The 26,951-nt window shown below is 49.8% G+C and carries 22 protein-coding genes and 2 pseudogenes; 13 read left to right on the top strand and 11 right to left on the bottom strand.

The window, feature by feature from the left end; translation table 11 throughout:
- From HBA55_RS32555 to HBA55_RS32540, 4 genes are all read right to left on the bottom strand, one after another.
- Positions 1 to 196, bottom strand: a 196-nt coding sequence (locus HBA55_RS32555; RefSeq protein WP_166993460.1) for a helix-turn-helix domain-containing protein, incomplete at its 3' end; no start/stop codon positions are given.
- Positions 197 to 1,192: 996 nt separating this feature from the next.
- Positions 1,193 to 2,395 carry a hypothetical protein gene (locus HBA55_RS32550; RefSeq protein ID WP_166999923.1) on the bottom strand — a complete coding sequence of 401 codons (1,203 nt, stop codon included), beginning with the start codon at positions 2,393 to 2,395 and terminating at the stop codon, positions 1,193 to 1,195.
- Between the two features lies 1 nt (position 2,396).
- Positions 2,397 to 3,461 (bottom strand): hypothetical protein, encoded by a 1,065-nt coding sequence (locus HBA55_RS32545; RefSeq protein WP_166999922.1) that lies wholly within the window; start codon positions 3,459 to 3,461, stop codon positions 2,397 to 2,399.
- A 680-nt stretch (positions 3,462 to 4,141) separates the two neighbouring features.
- Positions 4,142 to 4,585, bottom strand: a complete 444-nt coding sequence (locus HBA55_RS32540; RefSeq protein WP_166999921.1) for a hypothetical protein — start codon at positions 4,583 to 4,585, stop codon at positions 4,142 to 4,144.
- A gap of 329 nt (positions 4,586 to 4,914) precedes the next feature.
- Between HBA55_RS32540 and HBA55_RS32535 the strand changes: the two genes are divergently transcribed.
- Together HBA55_RS32535 and HBA55_RS38115 are read left to right on the top strand one after the other, a co-directional pair.
- Entirely contained in the window at positions 4,915 to 5,388 is a 474-nt protein-coding gene (locus HBA55_RS32535; protein WP_166999920.1) for a hypothetical protein, read from the top strand.
- Positions 5,389 to 5,419: 31 nt separating this feature from the next.
- Entirely contained in the window at positions 5,420 to 7,531 is a 2,112-nt protein-coding gene (locus HBA55_RS38115) for a DUF1963 domain-containing protein (protein WP_166999919.1), read from the top strand.
- A gap of 182 nt (positions 7,532 to 7,713) precedes the next feature.
- Here HBA55_RS38115 and HBA55_RS32525 read toward each other — a convergent pair whose 3' ends face one another.
- The gene (locus HBA55_RS32525) at positions 7,714 to 8,070 is read right to left on the bottom strand and encodes an MmcQ/YjbR family DNA-binding protein (protein WP_166999918.1); all 357 of its coding nucleotides are present in this window, start codon (positions 8,068 to 8,070) and stop codon (positions 7,714 to 7,716) included.
- A gap of 173 nt (positions 8,071 to 8,243) precedes the next feature.
- Between HBA55_RS32525 and HBA55_RS32520 the strand changes: the two genes are divergently transcribed.
- The 6 genes from HBA55_RS32520 to HBA55_RS38255 all read left to right on the top strand — a co-directional run bounded on the left by HBA55_RS32520 (position 8,244) and on the right by HBA55_RS38255 (position 18,067).
- Entirely contained in the window at positions 8,244 to 9,539 is a 1,296-nt protein-coding gene (locus tag HBA55_RS32520; protein ID WP_166999917.1) for a hypothetical protein, read from the top strand.
- A 639-nt stretch (positions 9,540 to 10,178) separates the two neighbouring features.
- Positions 10,179 to 16,469: a DUF4214 domain-containing protein gene (locus HBA55_RS32515; RefSeq protein ID WP_166999916.1), complete on the top strand. Its 6,291-nt coding sequence runs from the start codon at positions 10,179 to 10,181 to the stop codon at positions 16,467 to 16,469.
- A 29-nt stretch (positions 16,470 to 16,498) separates the two neighbouring features.
- Positions 16,499 to 16,807 carry a hypothetical protein gene (locus tag HBA55_RS32510; protein ID WP_166999915.1) on the top strand — a complete coding sequence of 103 codons (309 nt, stop codon included), beginning with the start codon at positions 16,499 to 16,501 and terminating at the stop codon, positions 16,805 to 16,807.
- Positions 16,808 to 17,297: 490 nt separating this feature from the next.
- Positions 17,298 to 17,555 (top strand): type II toxin-antitoxin system Phd/YefM family antitoxin, encoded by a 258-nt coding sequence (locus tag HBA55_RS32505; protein ID WP_240946412.1) that lies wholly within the window; start codon positions 17,298 to 17,300, stop codon positions 17,553 to 17,555.
- Entirely contained in the window at positions 17,555 to 17,884 is a 330-nt protein-coding gene (locus HBA55_RS32500; protein WP_166999914.1) for a type II toxin-antitoxin system RelE/ParE family toxin, read from the top strand. The genes HBA55_RS32505 and HBA55_RS32500 overlap by 1 nt, the downstream gene beginning before the upstream one ends.
- A gap of 60 nt (positions 17,885 to 17,944) precedes the next feature.
- Positions 17,945 to 18,067 (top strand): FitA-like ribbon-helix-helix domain-containing protein, encoded by a 123-nt coding sequence (locus HBA55_RS38255; RefSeq protein WP_420821518.1) that lies wholly within the window; start codon positions 17,945 to 17,947, stop codon positions 18,065 to 18,067.
- Positions 18,068 to 18,365: 298 nt separating this feature from the next.
- On the opposite strand, the pseudogene HBA55_RS32495 reads toward HBA55_RS38255, so the two are convergent.
- The 3 genes and pseudogenes from HBA55_RS32495 to HBA55_RS32485 all read right to left on the bottom strand — a co-directional run.
- A pseudogene (locus HBA55_RS32495) lies at positions 18,366 to 18,548 on the bottom strand (IS630 family transposase); the annotation flags it as partial.
- A gap of 184 nt (positions 18,549 to 18,732) precedes the next feature.
- Positions 18,733 to 19,197 carry a PIN domain-containing protein gene (locus HBA55_RS32490; protein ID WP_166999913.1) on the bottom strand — a complete coding sequence of 155 codons (465 nt, stop codon included), beginning with the start codon at positions 19,195 to 19,197 and terminating at the stop codon, positions 18,733 to 18,735.
- On the bottom strand, positions 19,194 to 19,412 hold the full coding sequence (locus HBA55_RS32485; protein ID WP_166999912.1) for an AbrB/MazE/SpoVT family DNA-binding domain-containing protein: 219 nt from the start codon (positions 19,410 to 19,412) through the stop codon (positions 19,194 to 19,196). Before HBA55_RS32485 ends, HBA55_RS32490 begins: the two co-directional genes overlap by 4 nt.
- Before the next feature lie 373 nt (positions 19,413 to 19,785).
- Here HBA55_RS32485 and HBA55_RS32480 point away from each other — a divergent pair, with 373 nt between their 5' ends.
- Together HBA55_RS32480 and HBA55_RS32475 are read left to right on the top strand one after the other, a co-directional pair.
- Positions 19,786 to 21,312 (top strand): Fic family protein, encoded by a 1,527-nt coding sequence (locus tag HBA55_RS32480; RefSeq protein WP_166999911.1) that lies wholly within the window; start codon positions 19,786 to 19,788, stop codon positions 21,310 to 21,312.
- A 483-nt stretch (positions 21,313 to 21,795) separates the two neighbouring features.
- Positions 21,796 to 22,764, top strand: a complete 969-nt coding sequence (locus HBA55_RS32475) for a LysR substrate-binding domain-containing protein (protein WP_166999910.1) — start codon at positions 21,796 to 21,798, stop codon at positions 22,762 to 22,764.
- A gap of 76 nt (positions 22,765 to 22,840) precedes the next feature.
- Here HBA55_RS32475 and HBA55_RS32470 read toward each other — a convergent pair whose 3' ends face one another.
- From HBA55_RS32470 to HBA55_RS32460, 3 genes and pseudogenes are all read right to left on the bottom strand, one after another.
- On the bottom strand, positions 22,841 to 23,314 hold the full coding sequence (locus HBA55_RS32470) for a nucleoside deaminase (RefSeq protein ID WP_166999909.1): 474 nt from the start codon (positions 23,312 to 23,314) through the stop codon (positions 22,841 to 22,843).
- Positions 23,315 to 23,427: 113 nt separating this feature from the next.
- Positions 23,428 to 24,093 (bottom strand): FMN-dependent NADH-azoreductase, encoded by a 666-nt coding sequence (locus tag HBA55_RS32465; RefSeq protein WP_166999908.1) that lies wholly within the window; start codon positions 24,091 to 24,093, stop codon positions 23,428 to 23,430.
- 373 nt (positions 24,094 to 24,466) lie between these two features.
- Positions 24,467 to 24,826 (bottom strand): annotated as a pseudogene (locus tag HBA55_RS32460) (integrase core domain-containing protein); the annotation flags it as partial.
- A gap of 401 nt (positions 24,827 to 25,227) precedes the next feature.
- Here HBA55_RS32460 and HBA55_RS32455 point away from each other — a divergent pair.
- Genes HBA55_RS32455 through HBA55_RS32445 form a run of 3 tightly spaced genes read left to right on the top strand, consistent with a single transcriptional unit; the run spans position 25,228 to position 26,817 of the window.
- Positions 25,228 to 25,545, top strand: a complete 318-nt coding sequence (locus HBA55_RS32455; protein ID WP_166999906.1) for a helix-turn-helix domain-containing protein — start codon at positions 25,228 to 25,230, stop codon at positions 25,543 to 25,545.
- Positions 25,530 to 25,856, top strand: coding sequence for a HipA N-terminal domain-containing protein (locus tag HBA55_RS32450; protein ID WP_166999905.1), 327 nt, complete (start codon positions 25,530 to 25,532; stop codon positions 25,854 to 25,856). Before HBA55_RS32455 ends, HBA55_RS32450 begins: the two co-directional genes overlap by 16 nt.
- On the top strand, positions 25,843 to 26,817 hold the full coding sequence (locus HBA55_RS32445; RefSeq protein WP_166999904.1) for a type II toxin-antitoxin system HipA family toxin: 975 nt from the start codon (positions 25,843 to 25,845) through the stop codon (positions 26,815 to 26,817). Before HBA55_RS32450 ends, HBA55_RS32445 begins: the two co-directional genes overlap by 14 nt.
- The last annotated feature ends 134 nt before the right edge of the window (positions 26,818 to 26,951 follow it).

Genomic DNA, 26,951 nt, shown 5'->3' with positions numbered 1-26,951 from the left:
TTGTACGACCGTAGTGTTTGGAAACCAACGCTTGAGCGCCTTGGTCGCTGTAGGCGCTATAAAGCCGTCTCACTTGACGATCACTGATGCCCAGCAATCTGGCGGCCTCTGATTGAGTTAATCGACGGTCTTTAACACGCTCCAGGATCGTGAGTCTGTCCAGTTGTTTCTGTCCCATAGTCAGCAAACTTCCCATCGAAAATGGCTCCTAATGCGTCGATCTGTCCGGTAAAGGGCCGAATATCATACGCAAAAGCGGACATTTCTAAATTGCTCAAATAGGACATTACTATATTGCGCCTACAATCAAAGTTCACATAATTCCCGTTATGTTAAATTGAATAGCTTAATTTATTATTCCCAGATAAAAAGATGAAGTAAGCCCAGCAGTATATAGTTTTTTGAAGGAGAAAGTATTGCTGAAATTCTCGAGAATCGTAACGTTTTTGGAAAAGCTGATCGGTTTTGGATGTTGAAATCGAGGAAATGAATAGTGATTTTCTGGACTAAAAAGCTAGAAAAGTGGCCTTCACATTATTCGTCTACACTCTTTCAGAAGGCTTTGATAGAAAGGAATGCGCTAAAAAATGTGGATTTTTCACTGTCCGACAAATTAAGCACTTTTTGTGAAACTTTAGCACTTTGCGTGGAAAAATTAAGTACTTTCTGTGGTCGTCCAGAATTATAGGCAATTTTTCGACAATATCAATATGTCCGATAATGATATTTATCGGACATATTGATATTTCTACGAGGAATTCCCTATTTTGGATGGACGACCACGCAAAGTGCTAAAGTTTCACAGAAAGTGCTTAATTCGTCGGATAGTATACTCTTTGATATGAGCGTCACGTCGCAGCACGCTAAGTGGAGTTGGATTCAATAGCCAATCAACGTCAAACCAGCTTTGTGCCATTCGTTAAGCTGGTCGTAAAAGTGCTCATAGTGACCGATGTTGAGCAAATCCAATACCGAGTCACACTGTTTGGTCATCGCCATCCTAAAGATTCGGATCTCGCATACCTAAATCTCGCCGTTTGGTCTTTCACGCAAAACGGGTTACCTCGCTTGCTTTGGCTCGTTCCATCGAAACCATAACAAGAGCTCACCATCCAGTTAATACAGGATGGCAAGCAGCGGCCATGCTGCTAGCAGAACGACCAGCTGCTTAAAATGGAAAATTGTCAATCCGCTAATCCCCCTCTTTCTTCAGTTTGGCCTTCCAGTCCCCACCATCGATCCACTCGGCTAACTTCAGGTTAAAAAATACTGCTGTGTCATCACCGTGTTTGGTTACCGACAGTCCAAAGCGTTTGTAGTGGAACATGAATCCAAAACCATGCTCATCCATCTCTGGCAGATCCACAAATGTTGACACCACAGAGACGCCGATGGGGTGCTTGGCTCGGTTGTCTTTGTCCCATTCCTGCCACCACTGAATACCAGCCCACTGCATCACCAGGGCCAAATCGGTCTGGTCATCGCCGTCGTTATCGGCATAGAGGGCACCCACATCCGGGTGCAGAAGTATGTAGCGTTTGGTGGGAATGCTGTCTTCCTTGGCGATTTCATGCCAGTTGTAGGTGAATCGTCGGTTAACAATAAGCTCCCAGGGGTACTGGAACTGAGTGTCTTTGAAGTAGGATTCCCACCTAGCGACCCGATCGGCGTAGCGTTTGATGCTCATTTGCCCGATGGGAGTGACGGCAACCGGTAGTATCTGCTCTCTTACTATGCCATAGATCTCCGCCAACCCTGCTAATTTTTGATGAAAGTAGTTGTAACAAGTGGAGTCGACTGAGAAGGTAACGTCTCTCGCGGCACAGCCTTGATCCAACAGCGGCTGCAGGATCACTGCTCGCCAAATCACGTGGCTCCCTGCGCCATATCCCCACTTGTTAATGGCAAGGCCTTCATCTGCGACCAAAGCCTGGCTTTGGGGAGTGGTTAAATAGGCAAGCTGAAGATCAGCTGAGGTGTCTATAGCTTTGTTTAACGCGCTCTCTAATGCGTCTGCGGCTGAAGAGTCAGAGTTAGGACGCCCACCTGAGACACCTTGTTTAAGCACGTTTAACGAAGCGATGACTTTGCCTAAGCGTTTGTCCAAATCGAGCTTTTTGTTGTTGGCATCAAGCGAGTTAATTGCCTGTGCGTATACCGCACTGTCATCAAGGCAAGTTTGCGCGTATCGTTCTGCGTAGACCAAAAACCTGGTGTCGGTTGAGGTATTGTCCAGGCATCGTGCGCTCGCAGACGAAGCAGCCAATGTCAGCGTATAAACAGCTACCAGCGTCAAAGACTGGAAGAGTGTCGCCAGAGTCCATCGCCCTTGGAGCGGGCTTCGACAGGAGTGAGTGCCAGATTGGCTCAGAGTAGTGTCGTCCGTGATTAACATGTCAGCAGTCCTCGTCAAAGCTTTCCAGTACTTCAAAATAGGCCTTTAGTGTTTCTACAAACTTCTTGAGTTCGCGAATATCGCCCAACTTAAGGTCTTCAAACTGGTCTTTGAGGTTAAGGTAGCCCCCCTCAATGGTGGCCTTTCGGTACTTCTCCATCGCTTTGGGCAGCTGCTCTTCATCGATGGGGCTAAACAGGCGCTCGCCCATTACGTGGCGGAAAAATGCTGCCTGGGTGAGAGGGTTTCTGCAATAGTGCCCAAACGCATGGGGGTTCCAACATGTGAGATGACTGCTTTTTAACACAGGCTCAAAAAACGATCCGGTACTAGCGGCGCCGTCGCCCCACTCCGGCATAGGATCAAACGATCGGACCCAAGTAAACGGGTCCATCGGGTGGTCGACGTTGACGTACTTAAAACAAGCGCCCCGCTTCATATCAGTATGGGGATAAACCAAGGTATCGCGCCACATCACGTCTCTGTCTCTTGACATCAAAGCAATCACATTGCCGATCATCAATAGAAGATTAGGCTTACCTGGTACCATGTATGCGTTGGGGTTGGCCGTAAACCATTCGTCTAATGTGTCGTGTATGACCCGTGCTCCCAGCGAATGGGCAATCACCGACCACTCGGGGTATCCTCGCTGCAAGAGCGTTTCCTCTATTTGCAGCTTGATCCAATCTCTGATTTGTGGACCTATCAAAGCCAGCGCGTAGAGGGCAACATCACCCCAATGGGTTACGAGCATGTTATCTTGATTGGGAGAGGTTTTGGCGGCCTTAACGATGGCTTTGGAAAAATCCGGCAGCCCATTAATTACCCCTACTGGCAACTTGCTCAGTGCCTCGGCGTGGTTCTCATAGTCTTTCAGGTAATCATCAAAGAACCGGCCGTAAGTGAGTTCGATGAACTCGACCTCTCTGTCTGCTCCCACGGTGTAGTCAAATTTGAGTGTTTTGGCACCCTTGGTGAGGTAATCCACACCTTTTTTGGACCAGCCCTTGCTGTGCTCGCCCATGCCGTGCAGAAGAAAAACCAATTGGCGGGGGGTGTTTGGCATATCCTTGCTCCGTATTCTCCATTCGGTAGGCGTCGAATTCAACCGATAAACACTGGAAGGGAGGCTGATCAATCCATTACATATCAGAATAGACAGTCAGGTATCGGCGTGCAATGAGTATTCGACAATTGTCGCTGTATACGTCAAATGTCGCCGATGGGAGCATGTGGATAATTTTACAAGAGTAGTATTGGCGTCCGACAGCTCAATGTAACCACTAGTAGACATTGGTGATAATACCCAAACACTGGTTTGAACCCTTGTTTCTCGAATTTTCAGGCATTGCCTATCCTTAATGTAGGGATTTAGTTAAGAAATTCCGAACACCCAGAATTCGGTCATTACTACTGGGTACAATGCGAGAAGACTGTAAAAAAGCGAACCGGTAACCGCGAAGAAGAATAATCCGATGGCGTAATTCGTGGTAATACCCCTGGGCTTGCTATACCCATCGTGATTAGAATTGCCACACATGTAGAAATCTCGTCTTTAAAGTGCCTCCACGTTAGCTGGATTCTTGTCCAAGCATCCTTTAAGTAGTATACAAGGAAGAAGACGGCGGTCTCGGCTCCAAGCAAATCGGCGAGAAAGACCATTTCTATCGCGAAGGGGGCAATCATTAGAATGATGACCCAGAACAATAGGGTCCTTTTTTGTTCCTTTGTTAGCATAATCATCCATTAGCTCTCATAGCTGTCATCGAGATTGGTTCGCGGGTTGTCGACGATGATCGTTGGTTTTCCGCCCATGCTTTCTAGTATCTCGCTGAGTACCGCTTTGGTTTTGGCATCCAGCTCTTCGCTCTCAATTAATTCGCTGATCTTTTTCGCGTTCTCCATCTGAGAAAGATTGAAGATGTTGCTCATGCTGATTCCCTCAGCCGGCGAGTACTTTGCTTCAGTTGTCACGATGAGCCCGATGACAATGGCCCCAAAGACAGCAAAGATACTGCCAGGAGCTGCGCGTTTCAGCATTAATCGATTGTCGTTCCAGTCAACAGATACCTCTCCGGTCTCGCCGTAGACGCCTTTTATGAATAGCCGGTAGCCCAGGTATACAATGAAGGTGCCTGAGCCAATAGAGGCCAGTTTGTAGAAAATTGATATCGCCCAATTCCAATCCATTGCATTAGCCCTGTTTTTGGCATGAATTCCTACATGTCGCTCGCTGTTCTAGCTCTGTGAACAGCCCCTACGGTTAGTGACTACTAGCGGTGAAACGTTTCCTTCAAAAGGAAACAAAGGCGGGGTGACCAATTATTTCCTTGTAATACAGTCCATCCCAAACATAGCACAGTGCGGGATTGCAGCAAATGGCGATAGTAGGGACAATCTGGAGCCTTATATCCAGTGTGTGCCGCCCTACCGGTTTCAGAAAAGTAGAACAAATTTACCCAGCCGTGGTATAACACCTCAAGCCAAGGAATTTAGGTGAACCGATTCTCGAGGGATCTATGAACATACCGAAGAACATTCTCCCCCTATTGCAGAAGATAACCACAGTGAGAGGCTGCGATCTAGAGTTTTGGAACTCACTGGAGGGCGACGAGCTGATCGATATGATGTTCAAGCTCTCGGGTGAGCTAATGATGTCAGACATTGATGAGGACTCGATCCCAGAGGGCTATGTACTGCTGGCTTATATATTCTACTGGGAGACCAATTGCCTATTCAGTGGTTGGTACGCTATCGAAAACAAGCGTGATGAGATGGACAAGATCATCCGCTGCTACCGCAAGGTAGGGTTGAACGGGGAAGCGGATGCGCTGGTGAAGGCTGTAGAGGTCTGGTTCAGTAGTAAACAGAATCATGAGCGGGTCGGGACCGCCTATCACTCTGTCCCTAACGATTTTGAAGACGAGGGCGCTCGCCTCACTTATTTGGCCGATTACTTTGCACGTAACGCCGACAACTTGTTATACGCTTAGAAACGGATACCAGCGCACAAGGAACTGTAGAGTGTACTACGACAAAGAAATACTGCCCCTGGATGATAGTGGACATTTCCTGGTTGCCATCCGGTTTGCTGAACACAAGATTGGTGGCGAGTGCAGTCGGGAGTCAAACCATGCCTATTTTGCCTATGGCCACATCGACACCTGCCATTCGCTTACCAACATCACCGAGAAGTGCTGTATGACAAGGCCCGCCAGCGAAGCGGAGCAACAACGGTTGTTACAAACGGCGGATGTACAGAAGAACATGGTTGAGGACAATAGCGCGGCTTGGCTGTACGCGTACCAAGCTGAGCTCGCTACAAAAGAAGCGTTGTTTGTGCCGAGGGTGGCGTTAACGTCGCACACTGGTCGGCTCGTAGTGGGCATGGAATGCGACCGGGGCGACTATTTACCTCATGCAGTGCAGCGAGTGATCGATGTGTTTAAGGACACCGTGGAAGAGCGAGAAGAAACACAGTGGCCCCAAGCGCAGGCGCTGGCTAGCCCCAAGGCGTTGTCTGCAGATGGTGCATCCGTTATTTGCCTGGATACCAGCCATAGCACCGAGCCGTGTTTGATTGAACAGCGGCTTTCGGACCGTAAGATTCTTGCTTCGCACCGCCAACTGTATCCCGTGTTCGAGTTTGTGGCACTGGAGAACTACTGGGTGGCAGTGAACGATGAGGTTTTGTATACCTTTGAGTACGGATCCAACCGGGAAATCCACAAATTTGATATACCAAAGAACGCCTTGGCCTGGACAGCGGCGGCAGCCAGGAAATCCGATTGGGTAGCCTTCTCGGGAGATAAGGGGTTGGTGGCCGTTGTGAACACTCTGACTGGTGACGCCAAACGCTATTACCCCCATCGTGGCTGTAAACGCGATGATGTGGCCACGCTTAGCCTATCGGACGATGGTTGCTGGCTCACCTCAAAATTGCTCAATAAGCCAGAGCTTATGCTGACCGACCTTGAAAGTGGTGCCAGCTGGCAGGTGGCGGAACTTTGTGATCGTGTGATTGTGGAAAGGGAAAGCGGTAAACATCGAACGGAAAGCTTGATCCCTGCGGCCTTTGCTTTTATCGGCTCTCGCTTGTTGGTTTCGGAAAATGAAGGCGTTAGAGAGATTAGCCTTGACGCCCCTGACACCGAGAACGTATTTGTATCGGAGCAAGGAAAGCCGGGTGCCCGAGTCCCGTTAACGCTAAACCCAAGGGCAACGTTGAAAAAATTGATCGATAAAGCGGGCTTGCAGAGACTGGCTGACCCGATACAGTACTTTCACTACCCCGCAGCGAAACTCAAATCGGAAAAAACGAAGAAGAGCGGTTGGGCGATGCCCGATCAACGAGGCGCTCCGCCGCTGGGTGTGAGCCGCCTGGGCGGCTGGCCAGACTTGCCCGACGGTACGGCCTGGCCCACCTGGGAGGGGCGACCGATGGGATTTATTGGGCAGATTAACCTGTCAGAGCTGGCGAGTGTTCAGCCTGATATTCGGCTGCCGACAGGCGGGATTGTGCTGTTTTTTCTGGGTTGCTCTGAGGAAACCTTTAGCAGTGAGCACCTCGATAAAGAAACCTACCTTCTCGATATATTGCTGGGCAGCCGCCCTGAGCATAAAGATGGGTGGCAGGCGATTTATGCTGACCCTGAGACGACGCTGGCGCGCACCGAGTATACTGGCAAGATCGCACCGGAGCTGTTTGCCCCCTGTTTAGTGCGAATCGTAAAGGGTGGATTACCGCTACCCAACGAGATGACCGCCGCCTACAGCAGCTTGGACTTTGAAACCGATGAGCGCGAGCATTTTAATGAGGTTTTAGACGCGATCAGCGAGGAGGAACCCGATAATCAGGTGTCTGGTTACCCCGCTTTATTGCAATACATGCCGCCCGAGTTCTTTTGCACGTTGGCTGCCCAGGGCAAAGACCCTTACGCTTACCCGAAGGAAGGCACCCCGGAGTACCACGACCTGTTGGAGGCCGCGAGTAAGATGGGGTTGCTGGTGCAATTTACCAGTGATGTGAATGCCGGCTTTTTGTGGGGAGATGGCGGACATTTGTATTTTTACGGTGACCGAGCGGAGATGGAACAGGGGAATTTTGAAAATTGTTGGGTGTATTATGAGAATTGAGGTCAGTTGTGGTGGATTTCTGCGCCATCCACCCCACCAGTGGAGCGGCATACGCAAAGCCACAATCCAGAAATCTGCGTTGGAACTCCAACAGTCGTAAAGGCTAACTTCAAATTATCACCTTCCCAGTCTAGAAGAGGTTGGGAAGGTGCCAACTCTTGCGCGAAACTCTTTGATATCAATCAACCCTTGAGCTCTCTCTGCAACTTCTTGGATAAACCACTGACGGCTTTTTCGAACGACCAGTCAATCAGCTCTTGGAGATAGACTTCGTCCATTGAGGTTACGTTCACCACCGTAACCCAACCATACCGGTGCATATAGCGGGCGGGTTTGATACCGGGTTGATCCGTAAGCTCTAGGAAGCGCTCAGGGGTGACTCGGAAGCTAAAGCGCCATTTTTCCGGGGCACTGGTCTTGAAATAGGCGAATTTCTTGTTTTGTACGGAGAAGGACAAAACATTGGCAGGATGGCCACTGAGTTTTCTTGTGACTCCTGGGAAGGAGCGACAATAGTCTTTTACTTGTTCAGTGTTCATTGGACGGATGGTAGCATTAACTTAGACGGGTGCCCAACAATTGGTGGATAGCTGGGGCTGTAAACTACGCGTCTACTCCACCACTCTGAGTCAGTATTCTCTATAGCCCTTTCTCAATTTCGGGGACCACTATACTATACTCAACGAATGTCTGATGAAAGAGATTACTCAACATGTATTATGACGTTATTTTTTTCAGGAATAGAACAAAGAATTGCATCAACCGTCGCTTTCAAGAAAGCACTCTTCGTCTGCCTTACGATCTGACATGGTCACATGTCGGGATAGTGAGTGGCGGAAATACGGTCTTCCATTCAAATCCTTCAGAATTGCAAATTGGGTATACTTTGCTTAATCAGGAATGTGGCCCAGAAAAAGAATGGCGGATATTTAGAAACAAAGAAATTACACAGATGCACACCATGGATAGCTTCGTATCCATGGTGGGAAACTATATAGGGAATATATACAGTTACCAATTCGTTGATTTTATGAATAAATTAAATAACGCCTCAGCACATAATCTGCATGAAGGGATTAGAAAGTTAGATGCGAAGGTTAAAAAATACAAAGATTCAGGGAACCGTTCATATCTAAAAAGAGTTCTAGAGGAAGATGAGGAATTGTATCAATTTTGCTCTGAATTAGTAGAGTCTATATTAAGTTCTTCAGCCTTTCCTCTAACCAATGAGATTAAGCCACTCCCCTCTTCTCTATACAAGTCAGCATCTGAACATAAAGACTGGTTTGATGTCACAGATGAATATCAGAGAAGATTTGATGGTGATGAAGATTATTTTCGCCTTCACAGGAGCCCAAAACTGATAAAAGCACTGGAAACTAGGCTCGTCTATTTGGCGACTATTCAAGCCAATTTGAACATAAATTCAATGCATTGTGCACTCTTTGGGAATAAGCCAAACTCTCAACTGAAGAGTAGCTCCGACAAGCGCGGAGTTTCCATTCATTCCGTGGTCTTTCCAGAGTGGAACGAGGATGATAGGCTGTACCTAAATCTAGAAACTAAAAGGATACAGTACTACCAGGATCTTATCGAAGATGACCACATATATAGCGGCGACATTAATCTTGCCGAAAAGATTCGACAGGAAATTCATGATCTCGCTGAAAGCCACACTATTTTTGATGACACTTCATTTTTTCTCAATTACTACTCCAGATTTAATCGATTGATCGTTGCTAAAGGAGAGGACGATATTGGCTATCTAGCGCTTTCCTGTGAAGATTTCCCTGAGAGAGAAGATGCGCTGGAGATATTCAGGAACTATGTAGACAAGCATTTTGATATCAGATTCTGCGACGATCAGTTGGAGGCCGTTTTGGTTCGAACGAAATTCGATAGAACTATTACAGTGAATTCGGCTGAACCGAGACGTGTTTACTATCTCTCTCAAGATAATTCTGGACACAAATGCTGGACGTATCCATTTGCAATACTACAAATTTAGAAAATCATTCGGAAACAACAAATATAAAATTTGCGTATTAACATAATTTTCATTATGCGAAATTAAGGTGTTAGGATTTTTTAGAAATGTCACTTTTCCGTTCATTAGAAATGGCACTCTTGTCGGGGGCGTGCAACATCAGATAGCTTTTTTCGTGGATGAGTTGCTATATCTCTTCCCAGTCTATTCGGTCAAGAGGCTCGATATGGTTGTGATCGATTGGCACCACAGGTGCCAGCGTTGTTGAAAAATCGTGGCATGGGTTCGCACTCGTTACTTTTGTGCAGATGCAAAAAAAATTGTCGCCGTCTATTTTGACCACTTGCTGGGAATTAGCCACGGTAGTACAGGCAATCAGACATACATTTGGCTCGATTTGTACTCTTTCATCCCATATCTATTACATTTTGTAGGAAATATCTCACACATCGTGCAGATATACGCCACTATTGGCACACACTTCAACGCGTTAACATTTACGGTTAATCCGCCGACATGGTCCGTTTAACCTGATTAAGGAATGATCGATCTTGCTACCGTCTACCAGTTAGCCGCAGGTGTTTTCCGCTTCGGATAACCACTCTCGCTCTCCAAGTCCTAACACTACCTCTTAGCCCAACTGCATAAGGAATTGCCTCCATGTCCAGCTCTGATGTCACTGCGCCAGTGCTTTCCGCTTTTACTCTTACCGATTTGGTGGATGTGTCTTCAGGTAGTGCGCCGTTGGAGTTTCATATGGAGGCGTCCGACGATGATACCGGCATTGATTCAGCAACCATCTTCTTTGACTCTGAATTGACCTATTCCTTTCGCGCCGACAGCCCGACGGCGAACGGCACCTGGGACCTTGTGGTCTTGAGTGGGTTTTACGACTCCTGGGATGACGGTATCGCTGAGGAATCAAAGTGGTTATTCAATACCAACAGCTCAGGCACCCACACGGTTACAGGAATTAACATCAGGGATTTGGCTGGGAATGTTCGGACCTATACCACTGAGGATCTGAACAATGCTGGATTTGACACTTCCTTTGAGCTGATCGGTGCGGCTCCTGACACACAGGCCCCGGAATTATCGCTCTTTTCTTTAACGCCAAGTGTCGATGCCTCATCCGGTAGCGGCCCCCTGACGTTTAGCCTTGAAGCAGCTGACGACGAGTCAGGTGTAAAAAGCGCTACTGTCCACTTCGACTCTGATTTGACCTATTCTCATAGAGCCGACAGCGCAACGGCGAATGGTACCTGGAGTCTGGTGGTCTTGAACGGGTTTTACGACTCTTGGGATGACGGCGTCTCAGTCGAATCAAAAGGAATATTTGATACCAATAGCCCAGGAATTTATACCGTTACCAAACTCGATATCGAAGATGTCGCCGGGAACGTAAGAACCTACACGACCGAAGAGCTGATCAGTGCTGGGTTCAGTACCAGTTTTGAGCTAACCGGTGCCACGGCGGACACGGAGGCTCCGGAGATCACGGCGTTCTCTCTGTCTCCGACGGTTGATACGACTTCCGGTAGTGGTCCATTGAATTTCCAAGTCGAAGCATCGGATGATATATCTGACATTGATCAGGTCACTATCTACTTTGACTCTGATTTGACCTACTCTCATAGAGCCGACAGCCCAACAGCGAACGGGACCTGGAGCCTTGTGGTCTTGAGCGGGTTTTACGACTCTTGGGATGATGGCATCAGCAATGAATCGAAAGGCATATTCGACAATAACGTCCCTGGGACCTACAGCGTCACAAAAGTCTCCGTCAACGATACCGCCGGCAACGTACGAACCTATACTACATCCGAGCTGGCCAGCCTGGGCTTCGACACCAGCTTCAGAATCATTCGCGACAACAGCGAACCCACCGGCACACTGGCCATTACCGGCACCCTCACTCAGGGCCACACTTTAAGCCTCTCCAATACCCTAAACGACGCTGACGGCATGGGCGACATTGAGTATCAATGGTACGCCAATAATCAAGTCATCAGCGGTGCAAATTCGGACCAACTGGTGTTGGTGCAGGATCAAGTGGGCAAGTCGATTACGGTTAAGGCCACCTACATCGACGGGCAAGGCGAAGTGGAGTCCGTGACCAGCGCTGCCACGTCCAACGTCGCTAACGTGAACGATTCGCCCGTGGGCACCGTGTCCTTCGGTGGCAGCCTGCAAGAGGGCCGCACATTGGTTGCGTGGCACAATCTTACCGACGAGGACGGCTTGGGCAGCGTTCGTTACCAGTGGTATGCCAACGGCCGTTCGCTTTCTAGGGAAGACAGTTCGCAGTTGTCGCTGGATCAGAGTCTGGTGGGTGAATCCATCTCTGTGCGTGCAAGTTATACCGATGGTTATGGTCGCTACGAGAGTGTGTACAGTGCCGCCAGCGCGGCGGTGGCCAATGTGAATGATGCCCCCTATGGTGAAGTGATTCTTGCGGGCGTCGCGACTGAGGGGCACACGCTTTATGCGCGGCACACCATTACCGATGAAGACGGTATGGGCACGGTACGCTATCAGTGGTATGCCGATTATGTGGCCATCGGCGGTGCCACGGGCAGCGAATTTACGCTGGGCCAGGCGCAGGTTGGCAAAGTTATCCGTGCGATGGCCAGTTATACCGATGGCCAGGGCACACGGGAAACAGTGTTCAGTGATACCACCAGCGCTGTTACTAATGTGAACAATGGGCCTTCCGGCGGGTTGACAATTAGTGGCATCGCTCGTGAAGACGAAACATTAACCATCGTTAGTACGGTGAGTGATGAAGATGGCTTGGGGAGTTTTCAGTATCAGTGGTATGCCTCCAGTAATCCCATCGAGGGGGCCACGGGCGATGAGCTGACGTTAACCCAGGCCGAGGTGGGCGCGCGCATCGTTGTGCTGGCTACTTATGTGGATGGTTATGGCCACAACGAATCGGTGACCAGTGACGTAACTCCCGATGTTAGTAACGTCAACGACGATCCAGTGGGCGATGTGACCATCAGTGGCGAAGCGGTTGAGGGCGAAACCCTGACCGCCAGCCATAGCCTGACGGATGAAGACGACCTGGATGATGTGTTTTACCAGTGGTATCAGGATGGTGTTGCCATCGACGGCGCTGACGATGCGCAGTTGCTGCTGACGCAGGATCAGGTGGGCAAAGTGATCAGTGTGCGCGGCAGTTACACCGATCGCTATGGTACTGCGGAGCAAGTGTTTAGCGGCGAGACCGCGATGGTCGCCAACGTTAATAATGATCCAACCGGCAGTTTGTCCATCACTGGAGTGGCGACTGAAGGCGAGACGCTGACGCTCAGCCATGATCTGGGCGATATAGATGGGCTGGGCACTGTTCAATACCAGTGGTTTGCCGATGGTATCGCCATTGAGGCGGCGACGGACACCGAGCTGACATTAACGCAGGAGCAAGTGGGTAAGCAGGTTACCGCCGAGGCGTTTTATTCGGATGCTTATGGTGCGGATGAACGCATTTTCAGCGCGGCCACCTCTGAGGTGATGAATGTTAATAATGCGCCGACGGGTACCGTGACCATCAACGGTGATGCAATTGAAGGCCAGACGCTGAGCATTAGCCATGACTTGGCCGACGACGACGGGTTGGGCACGGTCAGATACCAATGGTATGCCGACGGCAATCCGCTGGACGGCCAAACCAGCGCCGCCATCGAGCTGACACAAGCGCATGTGGGTAAGCCGGTTTTTGTGGTAATCAGCTATACCGATGGTTATGGGCAGAGTGAACAAGTCAGCAGCGCTGAGACTGAGCTTGTTGCCAATGTAAACAATCCGCCGACCGGTACGGTCACCATTACCGGTAATACGCTGTTGGGTGAATCCTTAACGGGGAGTCACAATCTAGAGGATGACGATGGGCTTGGCGAGGTTGTCTATCAATGGTACGCCGATGACTTGATGATTCACGGTGCCAACAACAACACGTTGTCATTGACCCAGGCCCTATTGGGTAAGTCCATCTCGCTGGAGGCCCGCTATGTGGATGGGTACGGCGAGGAGGAGTCGATAAGGTCGGACGCTACCTCGGCCGTCTCGCATATTAACAATGCTCCTGTGGGCGAGGTTGATATTCTGGGCACGGCAGAGCAGGGGCAGACGCTGACCGCCACTAATTCTCTGAGCGATGAGGATGGACTGGGTACGTTGCATTACCAGTGGCTGGCCGAAGGTGCGCCGATTGAAGGCGCGACCACACACGAGTTCACTTTAACGCAGGCGCAGGTGGGTAAGCGTATTTCGGTGGCGGTGAGCTATACGGATAGTCGGGACACAGAGGAAACCGTCACCTCTGTAGAGACGATTGAGGTGGCCAATGTGAATGATGCCCCCAGCGGTGCGGTCTCTATAGCGGGTGAATTTCGCCAGGGAGAGGTTCTAACGGTGTCTCACACCTTGTCGGACACGGACGGGTTGGGTGACGTCCACTATCAGTGGCTGGTAAACGGCGTAGAACAAAGCTCGGACAACTCAACGCAGTTGTTGTTAACCCAGGCCCACGTCAGCCAGACTGTTTTGGTGCGCGCGTCATACCAGGACGGACAGGGAACGTTGGAGAGCGTTAGCAGTATCGAGTCCGTCACCATTGAGAACGTGAACGATGCTCCCCTTGGGCAAGTGAGTATTGCGGGTACGCCGACACAAGAAAATACTCTGCAGGCTTCCCACAACCTGACGGATGCCGATGGGTTAGGCACAATGCGCTACCAATGGTACGCCGATGGCGAGCCGCTGCCGGACGAAGTCAGCAGTGAGCTGCAGCTGGAGCAAAGTCATGTGGGTGAACAGATCTCGGTCGCGGCCAGTTATACGGATGGGTTTGAAAACACGGAGGTCGTTCATAGCGCTGAGACTGATGCAGTCAGTAATATTAACGATGCCCCGGAGGGCGGCCCGACGATTCTCGGATTCCCCCGTCAGGGAGGAACACTACAGCTGTCGGAATCGATTTCTGATGCGGACGGTGTAGGTGCCCTTCTGCACCAATGGTTTGCCGATGGCGTCGAGCTGGAAGGCGAGAATGGCTCCCAGCTGGCGCTTACTCAGGCGCACGTTAGTCAATCGATCTCCGTGGCGACCTCTTATGTGGATGGGTTCGGTCACTCTGAACAGATTGTTAGTAGCGCCACCAACCCTGTTGAGAATGTGAACGATGCGCCGGAGCTGGCATTTGAACTGCCGGACCAGCACATAAACCGCACCGACGCTTTCGAGTTTATCGTACCCGAGGGCAGTTTTGTTGATATTGATGGGGACGAGCTCACCTATTTCGGCGACTTGGAAGGTCAGAACGCTCTGCCCGACTGGATAGAGTTTGATCCTGTGGAAAAGCGATTTTTCGTGCTGGAGGGACAGGCGGAAACCGGTGTGTATTCGCTTCAGGTCACGGTTCAAGACCCCTATGCGGAAACGGCTTTCGGAATCTTTGAGCTTACCATTATCAATGAGGCCACCGGCCGTGTCGCCGATGGCTATATTGCCGGTGCAGAGATTTTTATTGATGTAAATAGTGACGGCATCGCCGACCCTGAGGAATCCACCGGTGTGTTTACCGACGCCGACGGCAACTTTTCCTTGCAGACCACTTTGTCCGGTGACCTGTTGGCGGTGGGCGGTACCAATATCGACACCGGGTTGCCCAACGACCTACTGCTCAGCGCCCCCGAGCATGCCTCCATTATTAATCCGCTGACCACGCTGGTGCAGGAAGTGAAAAACAGCGGTGAGCTGAGTACGGAAGCAGCTGAATCGGCGGTGCAATCTGCCCTGGGTATTGAGGAAGACATTGACCTGATATCTTACGACCCCCTGGCGCAGGATGACGAACTGGCGATAGAGGTACAAAGCAAAGCCGTTCAGGTTGCCGCCGTTGCCGCGCTGTCGCCCTACAGCGACGAGGCGGTCTCGCAATTGGCTGACGCGATTGCACAAGACACCTCGGCCGTCGACCTGACCAGTGAAGCATTCTTGAGTGCGACGTTGGAGGACTTTGAAGAGACAGACCTGGAGCGCATCTCGACCCTGAATCAACAGTTATCTGAAGCGGAATCTCTGGATGATTTGGCGCAGTGGCAGAAAACCGCGTTTGATGACACCAATGACGCGCCGGTGGTTGTCGCGCCCTATCGCGATATTGTGGCGGTACAAGGGGTGCTGCTTTACCATGAGCTTGGCGACGCGCAGAATACCAGGGGCATTATTGATTTGGATGCAGACGATTCGCTTACGTTTTCGGCGACGCTGGCCAACGGCGACCCCTTGCCGGATTGGCTGACGTTTGACAACGGCGTGCTGTTCGGTGACACCGGCCAGGCGTCGCCTGCGGACCAGCCTCTCGTTGTTCGTATTCAAGCGGTGGATAACGCCGGGCTTTCCGCCTTTGATGATATCAATGTCACCGTCGTTCCCGCCGGGCAGCCGTTGGTGAACCCTGAAGGTGATCAGGTGTTTTACGGGAATACCGGCAATGAGATTCTGAGATTGGATCACCTGCCCAGCCAGTATGAGGTGGTGGATGACTTATTGGTCGGGGTGCATGGCGAGGATACCCTGGTTGGGATTGCCTCTTTGGGTTTCGGCTATGCCATGGGTGATGCTTTTAGCATCGAGCTGCACCCAAGCTCTCTGTCTGACCACGATGGTGTGGAGGGCCCGTATCGAAGCTACGCTGCCACTATGCTGGATCAAATCAGTGATCTGTACATCGCCTACTTTGGTCGTGCACCGGAAGCGGAGGGTTTGTCTTATTGGTTTAAGCAGATCCATACCGGCGCTCTGTCTTTGCAGCAGGTGGCGCAGAGTTTTTCCCATCAACCGGAATATCGAGCGACCTACCCAGAGGGTGCCAGCCACGAGGAATTTATTCGCACCATTTACCACAATCTGTTTAGTCGAGAGCCTACGACACCGGGCTGAACTATTGGACGCTTCAGCTCGACAGCGGCATGCCAAAGGACTCTTTTATTCTGTCGGTGATCAACGGTGCCTACGCACCTACCGGTGGTGAGAATGATCGGGCATTACTGATCAACAAACACAAGGTGTCCATGTATTACGTTGAGCAAACGGTGTTGGACCCGCACGAGGCGTTTGATGAGAACATTAATGCGCTGATCAGCGCGGTGAGCAGCGACGCCTCATCGGTGGATATTGCCAAAGACATTATTGACTACGCCTTTGAGCATGACCCACTGACGCTGACGGGTATTGTTGAGGATGAGGCTCTGTGGGGGGATTTTTGGGGAGCCACCTAGGCCCTCCCTACTGCAACTCAAAGAAGTCCGACTGGGTATTCTTGATCTTCGGCGACAGCCTCGCGCCAGTCCTCCAGTCGGTGGTCGGGGTGCTCACCCGTGATGCCAAAGTGCTCCGCCATCAAATCGGCCTGCAGGAGATCGTTGGACCGTGGCTGTCCCCAAACACCACTGTACCAATCACTGGAGCGATCAACACTTGGTGAACACTGCTCGCCTTGTTAGTAATCAGCTCGGGCATCCTGAGGAGCAGGGTATTCCTGGAACCAAGGAGGTTATCTTGGAGGTTTAAACGAATGAACACTACTGTGAGCAGGTGGTATCAATGTGCCGCCTGACGAAGACTGGGACCAGCAGCGAGCAACAAAATAGAGCATTCGTTAAAAAGCGGCTGGCGCCCTTTATACGTTATCGGTAACCCATTGATTTTATTTGTTTATTGATCGAATCGAACGATTCGACTAATATATAGGAAACATCTTATAGGCTGATGATAACCATGATCTCCTTGACTGCGAATGAAGCCAAGACCAAGTTTGGCAATATGCTGATCAGTGCTCAAGCTGAGCCTGTTGAAATAGTGAAAAATGGAACTCCGGTGGCAGTGGTTGTTTCCACCAAAGAGTATCAGCGGATCGAAGAGCTGAAGATGGAGCTGGTAAAGGCCCGATTCGACAATATCGATGAAAATGACCTCGTTGACGGGGATACATTCTTTGAAGAGCTGGATTCTGGCCAATACGATTAATGAAGAATGTTAAATTCTATCTCCGGAGCCACGCCAGGAGTGACATTGCCCAGATAAGGAAATACACAATTGAAACCTGGGGCGAAGCTCAGTGGCTGAAGTACAAAGAGGCTTTATTTCAAAAGCTACAGACTTTGGCTAACAACCCATTACTGGGAACATCAATTGAAGAGGTGTCTGAAGACGCCTTCCGCTTTCCCTTGAAAGACCACATTGTATATTACTTAAAAAGAAAGAACGATGTGGTGTTTGTTGGAGTGTTGCCCAGCCATATGTCACCCAAAAAGCACCTACAAAGAAAAGACGATATTGCAAACCAACTGAAATAGGAAGGGGCTCGTTCACTGAGGCTCCTTCTACATTTCAGCCTAACTATCGACAGATCGGCTATGGCGAATTTGGTAGTACGAAATATTAATGATGAAGTGGTTAAGGTGCTTAAGCTCCGCGCTGCTCAGCATGGAATTAGCGCAGAAGCTGAGCAGCGACGAATACTCGAGTCAGCTCTCTAGCGCCCCCAAAAGAAAAGTTTCACTGAAGCTCTAAAAGCGATTCCGAATGTAGGCGATGATGTCGATTTCGAGCGTATGCCAGACTAACCCGTCGCGCGGAACGTAGGTGAATTCAGGGGTACCTGAGCCACAGCAATCTGACCCGTTGAACAAGCCAGAGGTATTTCTTATTTAAGCTGTTAGAATTAACATAATTTTCATTATGCAAGACAACAACAAGACAGGCATGACATCACATGCATTCAGTGCGGTAGATCCAGGCCCTCTTGGAGGACTGCAATTGGACTTGGCCCCCTTGATGCAAGCCAACTATATCTCGGGTCTTTTCAACAAAAAGCGGATCCGTCGAAAACTTAAACGTTTCTTGGCGATGTGGTTGTAGTCCGAACGCCTTCCAAATACGTTGAATCGTCCTTTGTGAGACCCCAGTTTGCGCAGCCATGGTTCGAGTGCTCCAATGCGTCGCGTCTTTCGGTGTACTTAGAGGCGACAAGTCGCTTGAAAAACGCCGGTACCAAGAACAAAGCCAGTCAAGCAGTGTTCGCTGCGTACCTGAATACGGGGAAATCCACGATACAGAAATGGGAACAGGGGTAGAAAAAGCCAAACGGCCCATCGCTTAATTTGCCGAATCTGGTAGCGGATAAAGGTCTGGCAGTGCTGGCTTAGCGGATAACTTTAAGCGCCTTGAACTTTTCTGCTGCTTTAGCATCTGGCAGCGCTTGTGCTGCTTTATCAAAGGTATAGGCACCATTAAATCGCTCATCCATCTCCTCAGCGACGCCCCTGGCTTTATTTGCCATTAGAGCATCCGGAAAATCTGCAATCTTCCACTTCTTACCGACTTTTACCCGTTCCGCATTACGATAATCGACCGCAGCTTGCCATACCGCGTCTTTATTTTCAAAAACGAGGTTCGTATCGTCTAAGAGTGCAAGAACAGTGTCAGCAATTTCCTCTCGACTAAGATCAAACCGACTGCCTCTAAGCGTCCAGGCCATTTCCACAAGAACCATATCCAAAATAAGCACCACTTGCTGACCGTGGATAATCTTGTAGGCAATCTGCGCCTGCTTTTCATCGTCCCTCAGTACATATCGCAGCAATACATTTGTATCAATCGCGATCATCCAGCGATCCCTTCGTCCCGAGACTCTTCTTCAGAAACCCGCTTATTAATCTTCTTTCCCTTTAAGATCCCAAAGGCCGCACCTTCCCGCTTCTTGACAATGGTGATATGGCCATCTCTTGCAACAAAACTGTCGCACTCATCGCCAGGCTCTATTCCAGCGCTCCGGCATTGATCGATCGGCAAGGTGATTTGCCGCTTTCCGCTAACTTTCACAGGACATCCCCTCTTTACCATAAGTCACTTGGTAAAGAATATATCATTCTTTACTGTTGGCCAATTTGTAAAGAATGGCCGTCGAGCATCAATAGCCGAAATCGAGGATCGACCGGGATCTTGACAGGATCCGCCAAAAGCCACTTAACTCTCTGAATTTCCAGCGATTATTCGGTGCTCTCTACTACTTTTACTTTTCGCCGCCGATGCGACGCCAGCTTACATTCTATCTATTGGAAAGCTCGTCCGCTTCTGTCTCTAGCTCCCCGCTTCCGTAAAACATGAGCTTACAGACCCCTAAAGCATGAGCTTGAAACCCCATAAAACATGAGCGTATAATCTTGTAAAACATGAGCATGTAGACGGGGTTTTTATGGCTAAAGCGGCTCACGAATTATTGGCAGATGCGTTGGAAGCCGCTTCCAAGGTCTCCGTTGATCATGTTGTGAACAGTGCTCAACTCGGGAAACAACACAAAACCCGCCTGATCAAAGCCGGTTTTCTCAAACCGATTATCCGGGGCTGGTATCTTCTGGATGCGGACTTGAGCGCGGAGGATACCGGTGATTCGGTACTATGGCACGAATGTTATTGGACGTTTGTGGCGCAGTACCTGTCCCACCACCTTGGTGAAGATTATATTGTGTCCGCTGAACAGTCGTTGGACATCCACACGGGTAATAATCAATTACCCGCGCAACTGCTTATCGGTAACACTGCTAAGCAGAATCGCATTATCAAACTGCCCCGCAGTCTGGACCTTTCGCTTTTTTCGGCCCAATCCCTACCCGCTGAGGTGGCCTACCACGCGGGAGTTAGACTCTACTCTTTAGAGGGGGCTCTCGTGCGTGTTGGTCCCACCTATTATCGACGCCAACCTCAGGAGGTTGCGCTGGCGCTTAAATCCGCCAACCCAACGGCGCTGCTGGCGCAACTGCTTGCCAGCGGGAACCAACAGTCAGCGGGGCGTCTGGCAGGCGCCAGTCGGGCATTTAATCAACCGACACTAGCAGACGAATTGCTGAGCGGTATGCGCACAGCTGGCTTTGAAGTCAGTGAAGCCAATCCCTTTGAGAGCCCAGTGCCGGACATCAGTGTACTGCGCCCCGGCTCCCCTCACGCCGCGCGCATTGAGCTGCTTTGGGAGACACTGAGAGAACAACTGATTCCGTTGGTGCGCCCACCAACTAACCCACCAGCCGATATCGACACCGCACTGAGGGCGCTGGAGGAGCGTTACGTGCATGATGCCTACCACTCATTGTCAATTGAGGGGTACCGCGTTACGCCAGCGCTTATTGAGCGAGTGCGTCAAGGCGACTGGGACCCGGAGGGCAACGAGGCCGATAAGCAACAGCGTGATGCAATGGCCGCTAGGGGCTATAGGAATGCACATCTATTGGTGAAAGAAGCCATAGTCCGCATGAGCAGTGAGGGGGTTGGCGCCACAGCCTTAAAGAGCGATGTATCTGCCTGGTTCCGGGCGTTGTTTGGACCCATGGTCCAGTCCGGTATGCTTAACCCGGTTGATCTTGCCGGTTACCGTAACCGGCCGGTATTTATTCGAGGTTCTCGCCACACGCCACTGCCATCGGACTCCCTACTGGATGCGATGGAGACTCTGTTTTTGTTGATTGAGCGCGAGTCGAATCCGCTGGTGGCCGCCATGTTAGGTCATTTCTTTATCGGCTATATACACCCATTCCCTGACGGCAATGGCCGGTGCGCCCGTTTTTTGATGAATGCGTTGCTCGTCGCAGCCGGTTACCCGTGGGTGATTGTGCGGCTAGAAACTCGGCCGGAGTATATGGCCGCCCTAGAGGCACTCTCTATTGATCAACAGGCGGAGCCTTTTGCGCAGCTGATTTTGGAGGCGATGGATTATCGGTGGGAGAATTGAGCGGTGTTTCCCTGGTGCCGCGATTGTCAAAATCCCCTCGTCCAACTGCTGAAGTTCATCACCCTTAAATGCTCTGTACAGCGTACAAGCGACACCCGTCCAACAGCTGGTCAGAATTCTGACAGCATTCTCTTCGATTCTCCGAGGTTTCCTTGTCGTCATTTAAGCTGATCGTATTAACATAGTAATGATTAGGCGAAATTTATATATATAAGGTCCGAAAACTCCTAACTCACATGAGTTAGCAAAACACCAGGCGAAGCCCTTTGTAAGTCATTGATTTACAAGAATAACAAAAGCCCCTTGTGGAGCTCTTTTCAACATTCTGAAAAACAACGCAGAAATGCACGATTATTTGGTCCCACCTACCTACGGTATCGAACTGCAAATCATCTGAGTTATGACGTTTTGGAGTCAGCCGTTCTTTTGGACCCCAGATCGTACTAATCTCTGCGGCCTCGCTTGACGGCGAGGCGATTCAATATGGATGTATTATTGTTATTTATAAGTTGTTTAACAAAAGGTAAAATCGCTCTCATAGATGAGTTTTATTTATTCATTGGAGAATCTATGTTTGCGCGATTGCCATCGTCATCAGCGCTGAAAACGTTCGAATCCGCTGCGCGACTCGGCAGCTTTAAGGCGGCAGCCGAGGAGCTGGCAGTCTCAGCTACTGCGGTGTCTCACCAGATACGAGCATTAGAGGATCAGTTGGGCGTGGCGTTGTTTGTACGGAAAACGCGGAGAATTGAACTCACAACGGCGGGGGACGCATTAGCGCCAATCTTAACCCGTGCCTTTCTGGATATCCGCAATGCGTTGGAGGTCGTGGTGTCAGAAGAAGCGGTGATCCGGGTTTCCACAACCCCATCCTTTGCGACATTGTGGCTGGTGCCGAGACTCTTGGATTTCTATTCGAAATTTCCTCAATACCGTCTGCAGCTGGACACAACTACCCGTGCCGTCAATCTCAAGCAAGACCGGCACGTAGACATTGCGATCCGATATGGTGTTAGCCCACACGATGGCCTGGATGCAACACCGCTGTTTAAAGAGACTTTTGGCGCTTACGCATCCCCAGGGTTACTTGAACAGGGTAAACCTTGTGGCGGGTACACGCTGATAGAAACGGCCTGGCAGCAAAAAATATTGTCAGATATCGGCTGGTTAAACTGGTTGGGTAAAGCAGGTTTGGATATTGGCGAGCCATCTATTGTTTCGTTTGATGAAGAAGAACATGTCCTGCAAGCAGCTATAGCCGGCAAAGGATTGGCGTTGGCCAGTTCGGTTCTTGTTGAGGATCTGCTGAAAAGAAATTTACTGATTCCGTATCGTGGTGAGATACAACAGCCAGGTGCCGGCTACACAGCGCTTTGCCGACCTGAGCAGCGGCAAGCCCCAAAAGTAGAAGCTTTCTTGTCGTGGTTAACCGGGGAGAACCTTGCGCTTTGAGTTTTTACCTGCAATGTAATGAGGCAATCCAGCGTATGCAGCTAAACAACACTCAGCAGATTTCGGAAATGCTGCGTCAGGCTCTTCTTCTATGCATTGCGCTGTATGTTTCGAAAGGTTCTATGGCATTGTCGGGTGCCAATTTCTGAATGTTAACCCCTGCATCAGATTGACCATTGTCGAAGAAGTTGTAAGTCCAACGATAATCAAATCCCGAGGACGCAACCTCCTGCCTGTCTGCGGCAATTACAATAGTGGTGATGCCTGCAAAACGCGCGGCCATATAACATAAAGCACATGGTTCGCCTGATGCATATAGAGTCGCCCCAGATAGATTTGTTGAACCCATAATTTTACATGCTTGGCGAATAGCCACAATCTCTGCGTGGGCGGTTGGGTCACAAGATTTATTCACTTCATTGACACCTTTCCCTAATACTTGACCATCCTTGGTAACCACGAGAGATGAAAATGGAATACCACCTTTGTTGACGTGATCAAGCGATAGCTGAACTGTATCTTTCATCAACCGAATATCTTTATTACTCATGGCCCTCCCCTATTCTCTCTAATTATGAAGATAATGGTGCATTCTTGGAATACGAAGTAACACCCAGAGTCCGAACTACACATTCAGCCTCTGGCAAAAAGATACATGGTGTTTTAGGTATTGGCCAATTCTGTTGCGAGCTCAATCGCTGTTTTGTGAGCATTCGATACAGATTTCCTGTGCCGATCATCGTTGAATTCCTGGTATTCCGCTTTGATTTCGTGGAAGGTCTCAACCCCCAAGTAATGACTAACGGTCTGTACGTGGGGGCCAAGGTGATTCATCTTTTCTCGAACGCCACCGATCTCAAAGCCAAATTCGCCACTGGACGTAATCAACACCAGCGTTTTTCCGGACATGATTGGCTCTAGTGGAAAATCGCCGCGCGCTAGATCAAAAGTGAATGTTTTGTGGATACGGATCACCTGGTCAAACCATGCCTTCAGGGCTGCTGGCATACCGTAGTTATACATCGACGAAGATATGACCATGATATCCGCTTGATCCAATTCATCGATCAAAGTGTCAGATAACGACAATAGCTCTCTTTGCTCATCCGTTTTAGCTTCGTCAGGTGTAAAGACGGCTGCAATCCAATCCTGACTAATGAATTCTGGAGGGTTAACGCCTACATCCCGATGAATAATTTTATCTTCACGGTTATGTTTCTTCCATTGATCAATGAACGATGCAGCGACAGATTTTGAGATGGAATTGTAGTCTGGCACTGAATTTGTAGTTTTGCGCGCACTAGCATCAATATGCAATAAAGTTCTCATTTTGCATCTTCCTTCTGGTTAAGTTAAATTCAAGGAACCTAAAAGGTTTGCGCTGTAAGCCGCAGAAACCTTCAGTCAATGGTTTCGCCACGTGACAAATGGCCCGCAGTATTTTCCGACTTTTTCAGGCAAGTTGATCAAGCGAGGCCCAGCTTCAAAAGCCTGAACATCAGTAATATGCTCAGAAGTATGGATATTTTCTCCATTATGCGATCATATACAAAGGGTATATCTTCACCCATAGATGAGAAATAGTTTATCTTTGATCTTGTAAAGGCCAAGAAATACGCCAAAATAATATTATTACGGATTTTATTTGGTCCCTACTTCGAGGCGGCGTTTTTCAAGATAGGCGTCACCATTAGTTCATTTTTTACGCTGCTTTCTCGCACTCACGGTCCGAGTTATCCGGATTTAGTTCGACCTCATTGATGTAATCCCACTTTCTAATCTCTCCAGACCATCGATGTGGGTTCTCACTCTTTGCCTTTGCATAAACGTCTTTTCGATTCTTAAGAATAAGTTCGTCCTGAGAGCGGTGGTGTTGTGCATGCGTTACAAATCCGATTCGACTGTGACAGTGCTCTTCGTTATACCAATGTACAAATCCATTTACCCAGTCCCGAGCAGTCTCCAAGCTTTCGAACCCTTCTGATGGCCATCGAGGACAGTACTTCATTGTACGAAACAGGGACTCAGAAAACGGATTGTCATTGCTCACCCGCGGACGGCTACCGTAGATCTTACTTGCTCTAAGGACATTCTTGGCGCTCGGCCGCAGAGGAGGCTAACAACGTTGGCGTTGCCACGGCTCATGCGAGACTACGGGTAGGCATATTGAGGGCGATTAGCGCGAACGATATGCCCTGCGGGTAAAAAAAGCGGGCAAAGATCTTCATATAAAATCAATACGTTAGGATGTTTTAGTGGTAAATACAGTCCGCTTTTGTAGAAATTCCTTGCTATTGTAGCTCTCTCAGAACCTTAAGATTGACTGCATTATCTCTTCAATTTATCAAATAATTTAACTTTTTTCTTGATTGAGCATAATTTATTGTCACTCGGCGAAAACGAGTCTATTATTGACTCACAGGCCTTGCCTTTATAGTGTAATGAGAGAAATGGACTCATTTTATGATCACTCAGACGCGCGCCATTCCAGAATCACCGTCAGAGAAACTCTCTGAGCTGGTCACCCAGATACGTGCCATGGAGCAGCAGCTCGCGCACCGTGCCGCCGAGGCCGGTGTCCGCTGCGCCTCACCACGGGAACTTGGGGACGCCCTGCAGAAGGCACGCCAAGCGCTGGGCATCAGCGGTCGGCAGCTGGCGGCCGATTCGGAGCTGACGACCGTTATGCTCCGAAACCTCGAAAACGGCACGGCCAAAGGCATCGTGGACCTGTTTGAGCTGTGTGAGTTTCTGGGAGTAGAACTGTGGATCAAGCGATAGCCGCGAAGGTTTATCTGTACAACGAATTGTGCGGCATCCTAAACAGGGATAGGCGAGGGACCTATCGCTTTCGCTATGAGGCCAATCACCCAGAGCATCTTCCCCTGAGTCATAGTTTGCCCGTGGTGCCCGAGGTAATGACCTGGGATGAACTGCCGCCCTATTTCGGCAACCTGCTGCCCGAGGGATGGCTACTGGAGACCACCAGGCGTGACTTAAAACTGGACGATCCCCTGGCATTGCTGATCGCACTGGGCAAAGACCTGCCCGGTGCCGTGACATTAGAGAAAGCCGACCATGATGGCGTGTAGAGTCTGTCTTAAACCCGTTGGGGGTAAGCCTAAAACCGAAGGGTTTCACGACGCGTGTCTGCGCCGATTGCTCGGCACTGCGGTTTTGCCGCCTTTGGAGCAAATCACTCGACAGTCGCTGCTAAAGCAAGGGCGTGAACGCATGAGAAGCGGAAAGCGATTCAGCATCTCAGGTGTTCAGATCAAATTCACGGCCAAAGTGAACAAGGGGGAGCTGTTGCTTGGGGAACAAGGCGGAGACTTGATCCTTAAACCCGATGCGAAGCCCGATGAATTTCCCGGACTCCCGGCAAATGAACACGTAAGCATGCTGATTGCCAAGCATATGGGGTTAGAGGTACCCGCCTGCGGGTTGCTGCCGTTAGCCGACGGCTCCTTGCTCTACGTCATTCGACGTTTTGACCGAAATAAAGATGGCACCGCCGTGCATCAGGAAGATCTCATGCAGGCGCTGAGCATTGCGAACACCACCGACGCAAAATATGAGGCGTGCTCTTATGAACGCGCCGGGAACGCCGTACGGACCGCCTGCGGGCGTGGGCAAGCCGCCGTCGAATTTATGAAACGGCTGGTGGCGATGTTTGCTATTGGTAACGGTGACTACCACCTGAAGAACATCAGCCTGATACGCCCAATGGACAAGCCGGTGTCGTTGACGCCCCTGTATGATGTTGTAAACACCCAAGTCTATGATGATGTCCATCGGCTGGCGATGGACGTCATGGAAGAGGATGAGCTAGAAGCCTTTAGCATCCATGGTTTTGAAACCCGGGCAGACTTTCTTCAGTTGGCTCGAGCACTTGGCGTCTCCGAGAAGGCCGTGTCAAACTTTATTGATCGAAAGGTGTTGAACCAGCTGCCCGACATTCAACAGCTGATATCAAACTCCTATTTGGATCGGTCTTTAAAACCGCAATATCTGGAAATCATCGAACAGCACTTTCGATGCTTAGCAATGTGATGATCTCTTTTGACATAATCAATGGCTTCTTTGTCAAATGATTGGAAGCCTCGGCCGATTAACATACAAACCCTTTGATACAACCCAACCTGGAAGACTCACCCACCACCGAACGTTATTAACAAGGTCCAGAG

Origin of the sequence: Pseudomaricurvus alkylphenolicus (assembly GCF_011683955.1) — a bacterium.
Lineage (GTDB): Bacteria > Pseudomonadota > Gammaproteobacteria > Pseudomonadales > Cellvibrionaceae > Pseudomaricurvus > Pseudomaricurvus alkylphenolicus.
Note: the sequence above shows the minus strand (reverse complement) of the source record. Positions and strands in the feature narration are given on the sequence as shown.

What these genes read in the sequence shown, in the direction of transcription:
- HBA55_RS32550 (WP_166999923.1), bottom strand. Translation starts at nt 2,395, where the DNA reads ATGTTAATCACGGACGACACTACTCTGAGCCAATCTGGCACTCACTCC.
- HBA55_RS32545 (WP_166999922.1), bottom strand. Translation starts at nt 3,461, where the DNA reads ATGCCAAACACCCCCCGCCAATTGGTTTTTCTTCTGCACGGCATGGGC.
- HBA55_RS32540 (WP_166999921.1), bottom strand. Translation starts at nt 4,585, where the DNA reads ATGGATTGGAATTGGGCGATATCAATTTTCTACAAACTGGCCTCTATT.
- HBA55_RS32535 (WP_166999920.1), top strand. Translation starts at nt 4,915, where the DNA reads ATGAACATACCGAAGAACATTCTCCCCCTATTGCAGAAGATAACCACA.
- HBA55_RS32525 (WP_166999918.1), bottom strand. Translation starts at nt 8,070, where the DNA reads ATGAACACTGAACAAGTAAAAGACTATTGTCGCTCCTTCCCAGGAGTC.
- HBA55_RS32520 (WP_166999917.1), top strand. Translation starts at nt 8,244, where the DNA reads ATGTATTATGACGTTATTTTTTTCAGGAATAGAACAAAGAATTGCATC.
- HBA55_RS32515 (WP_166999916.1), top strand. Translation starts at nt 10,179, where the DNA reads ATGTCCAGCTCTGATGTCACTGCGCCAGTGCTTTCCGCTTTTACTCTT.
- HBA55_RS32510 (WP_166999915.1), top strand. Translation starts at nt 16,499, where the DNA reads ATGCCAAAGGACTCTTTTATTCTGTCGGTGATCAACGGTGCCTACGCA.
- HBA55_RS32505 (WP_240946412.1), top strand. Translation starts at nt 17,298, where the DNA reads ATGATAACCATGATCTCCTTGACTGCGAATGAAGCCAAGACCAAGTTT.
- HBA55_RS32500 (WP_166999914.1), top strand. Translation starts at nt 17,555, where the DNA reads ATGAAGAATGTTAAATTCTATCTCCGGAGCCACGCCAGGAGTGACATT.
- HBA55_RS38255 (WP_420821518.1), top strand. Translation starts at nt 17,945, where the DNA reads ATGGCGAATTTGGTAGTACGAAATATTAATGATGAAGTGGTTAAGGTG.
- HBA55_RS32490 (WP_166999913.1), bottom strand. Translation starts at nt 19,197, where the DNA reads ATGATCGCGATTGATACAAATGTATTGCTGCGATATGTACTGAGGGAC.
- HBA55_RS32480 (WP_166999911.1), top strand. Translation starts at nt 19,786, where the DNA reads ATGGCTAAAGCGGCTCACGAATTATTGGCAGATGCGTTGGAAGCCGCT.
- HBA55_RS32475 (WP_166999910.1), top strand. Translation starts at nt 21,796, where the DNA reads ATGGATGTATTATTGTTATTTATAAGTTGTTTAACAAAAGGTAAAATC.
- HBA55_RS32470 (WP_166999909.1), bottom strand. Translation starts at nt 23,314, where the DNA reads ATGAGTAATAAAGATATTCGGTTGATGAAAGATACAGTTCAGCTATCG.
- HBA55_RS32465 (WP_166999908.1), bottom strand. Translation starts at nt 24,093, where the DNA reads ATGAGAACTTTATTGCATATTGATGCTAGTGCGCGCAAAACTACAAAT.
- HBA55_RS32455 (WP_166999906.1), top strand. Translation starts at nt 25,228, where the DNA reads ATGATCACTCAGACGCGCGCCATTCCAGAATCACCGTCAGAGAAACTC.
- HBA55_RS32445 (WP_166999904.1), top strand. Translation starts at nt 25,843, where the DNA reads ATGATGGCGTGTAGAGTCTGTCTTAAACCCGTTGGGGGTAAGCCTAAA.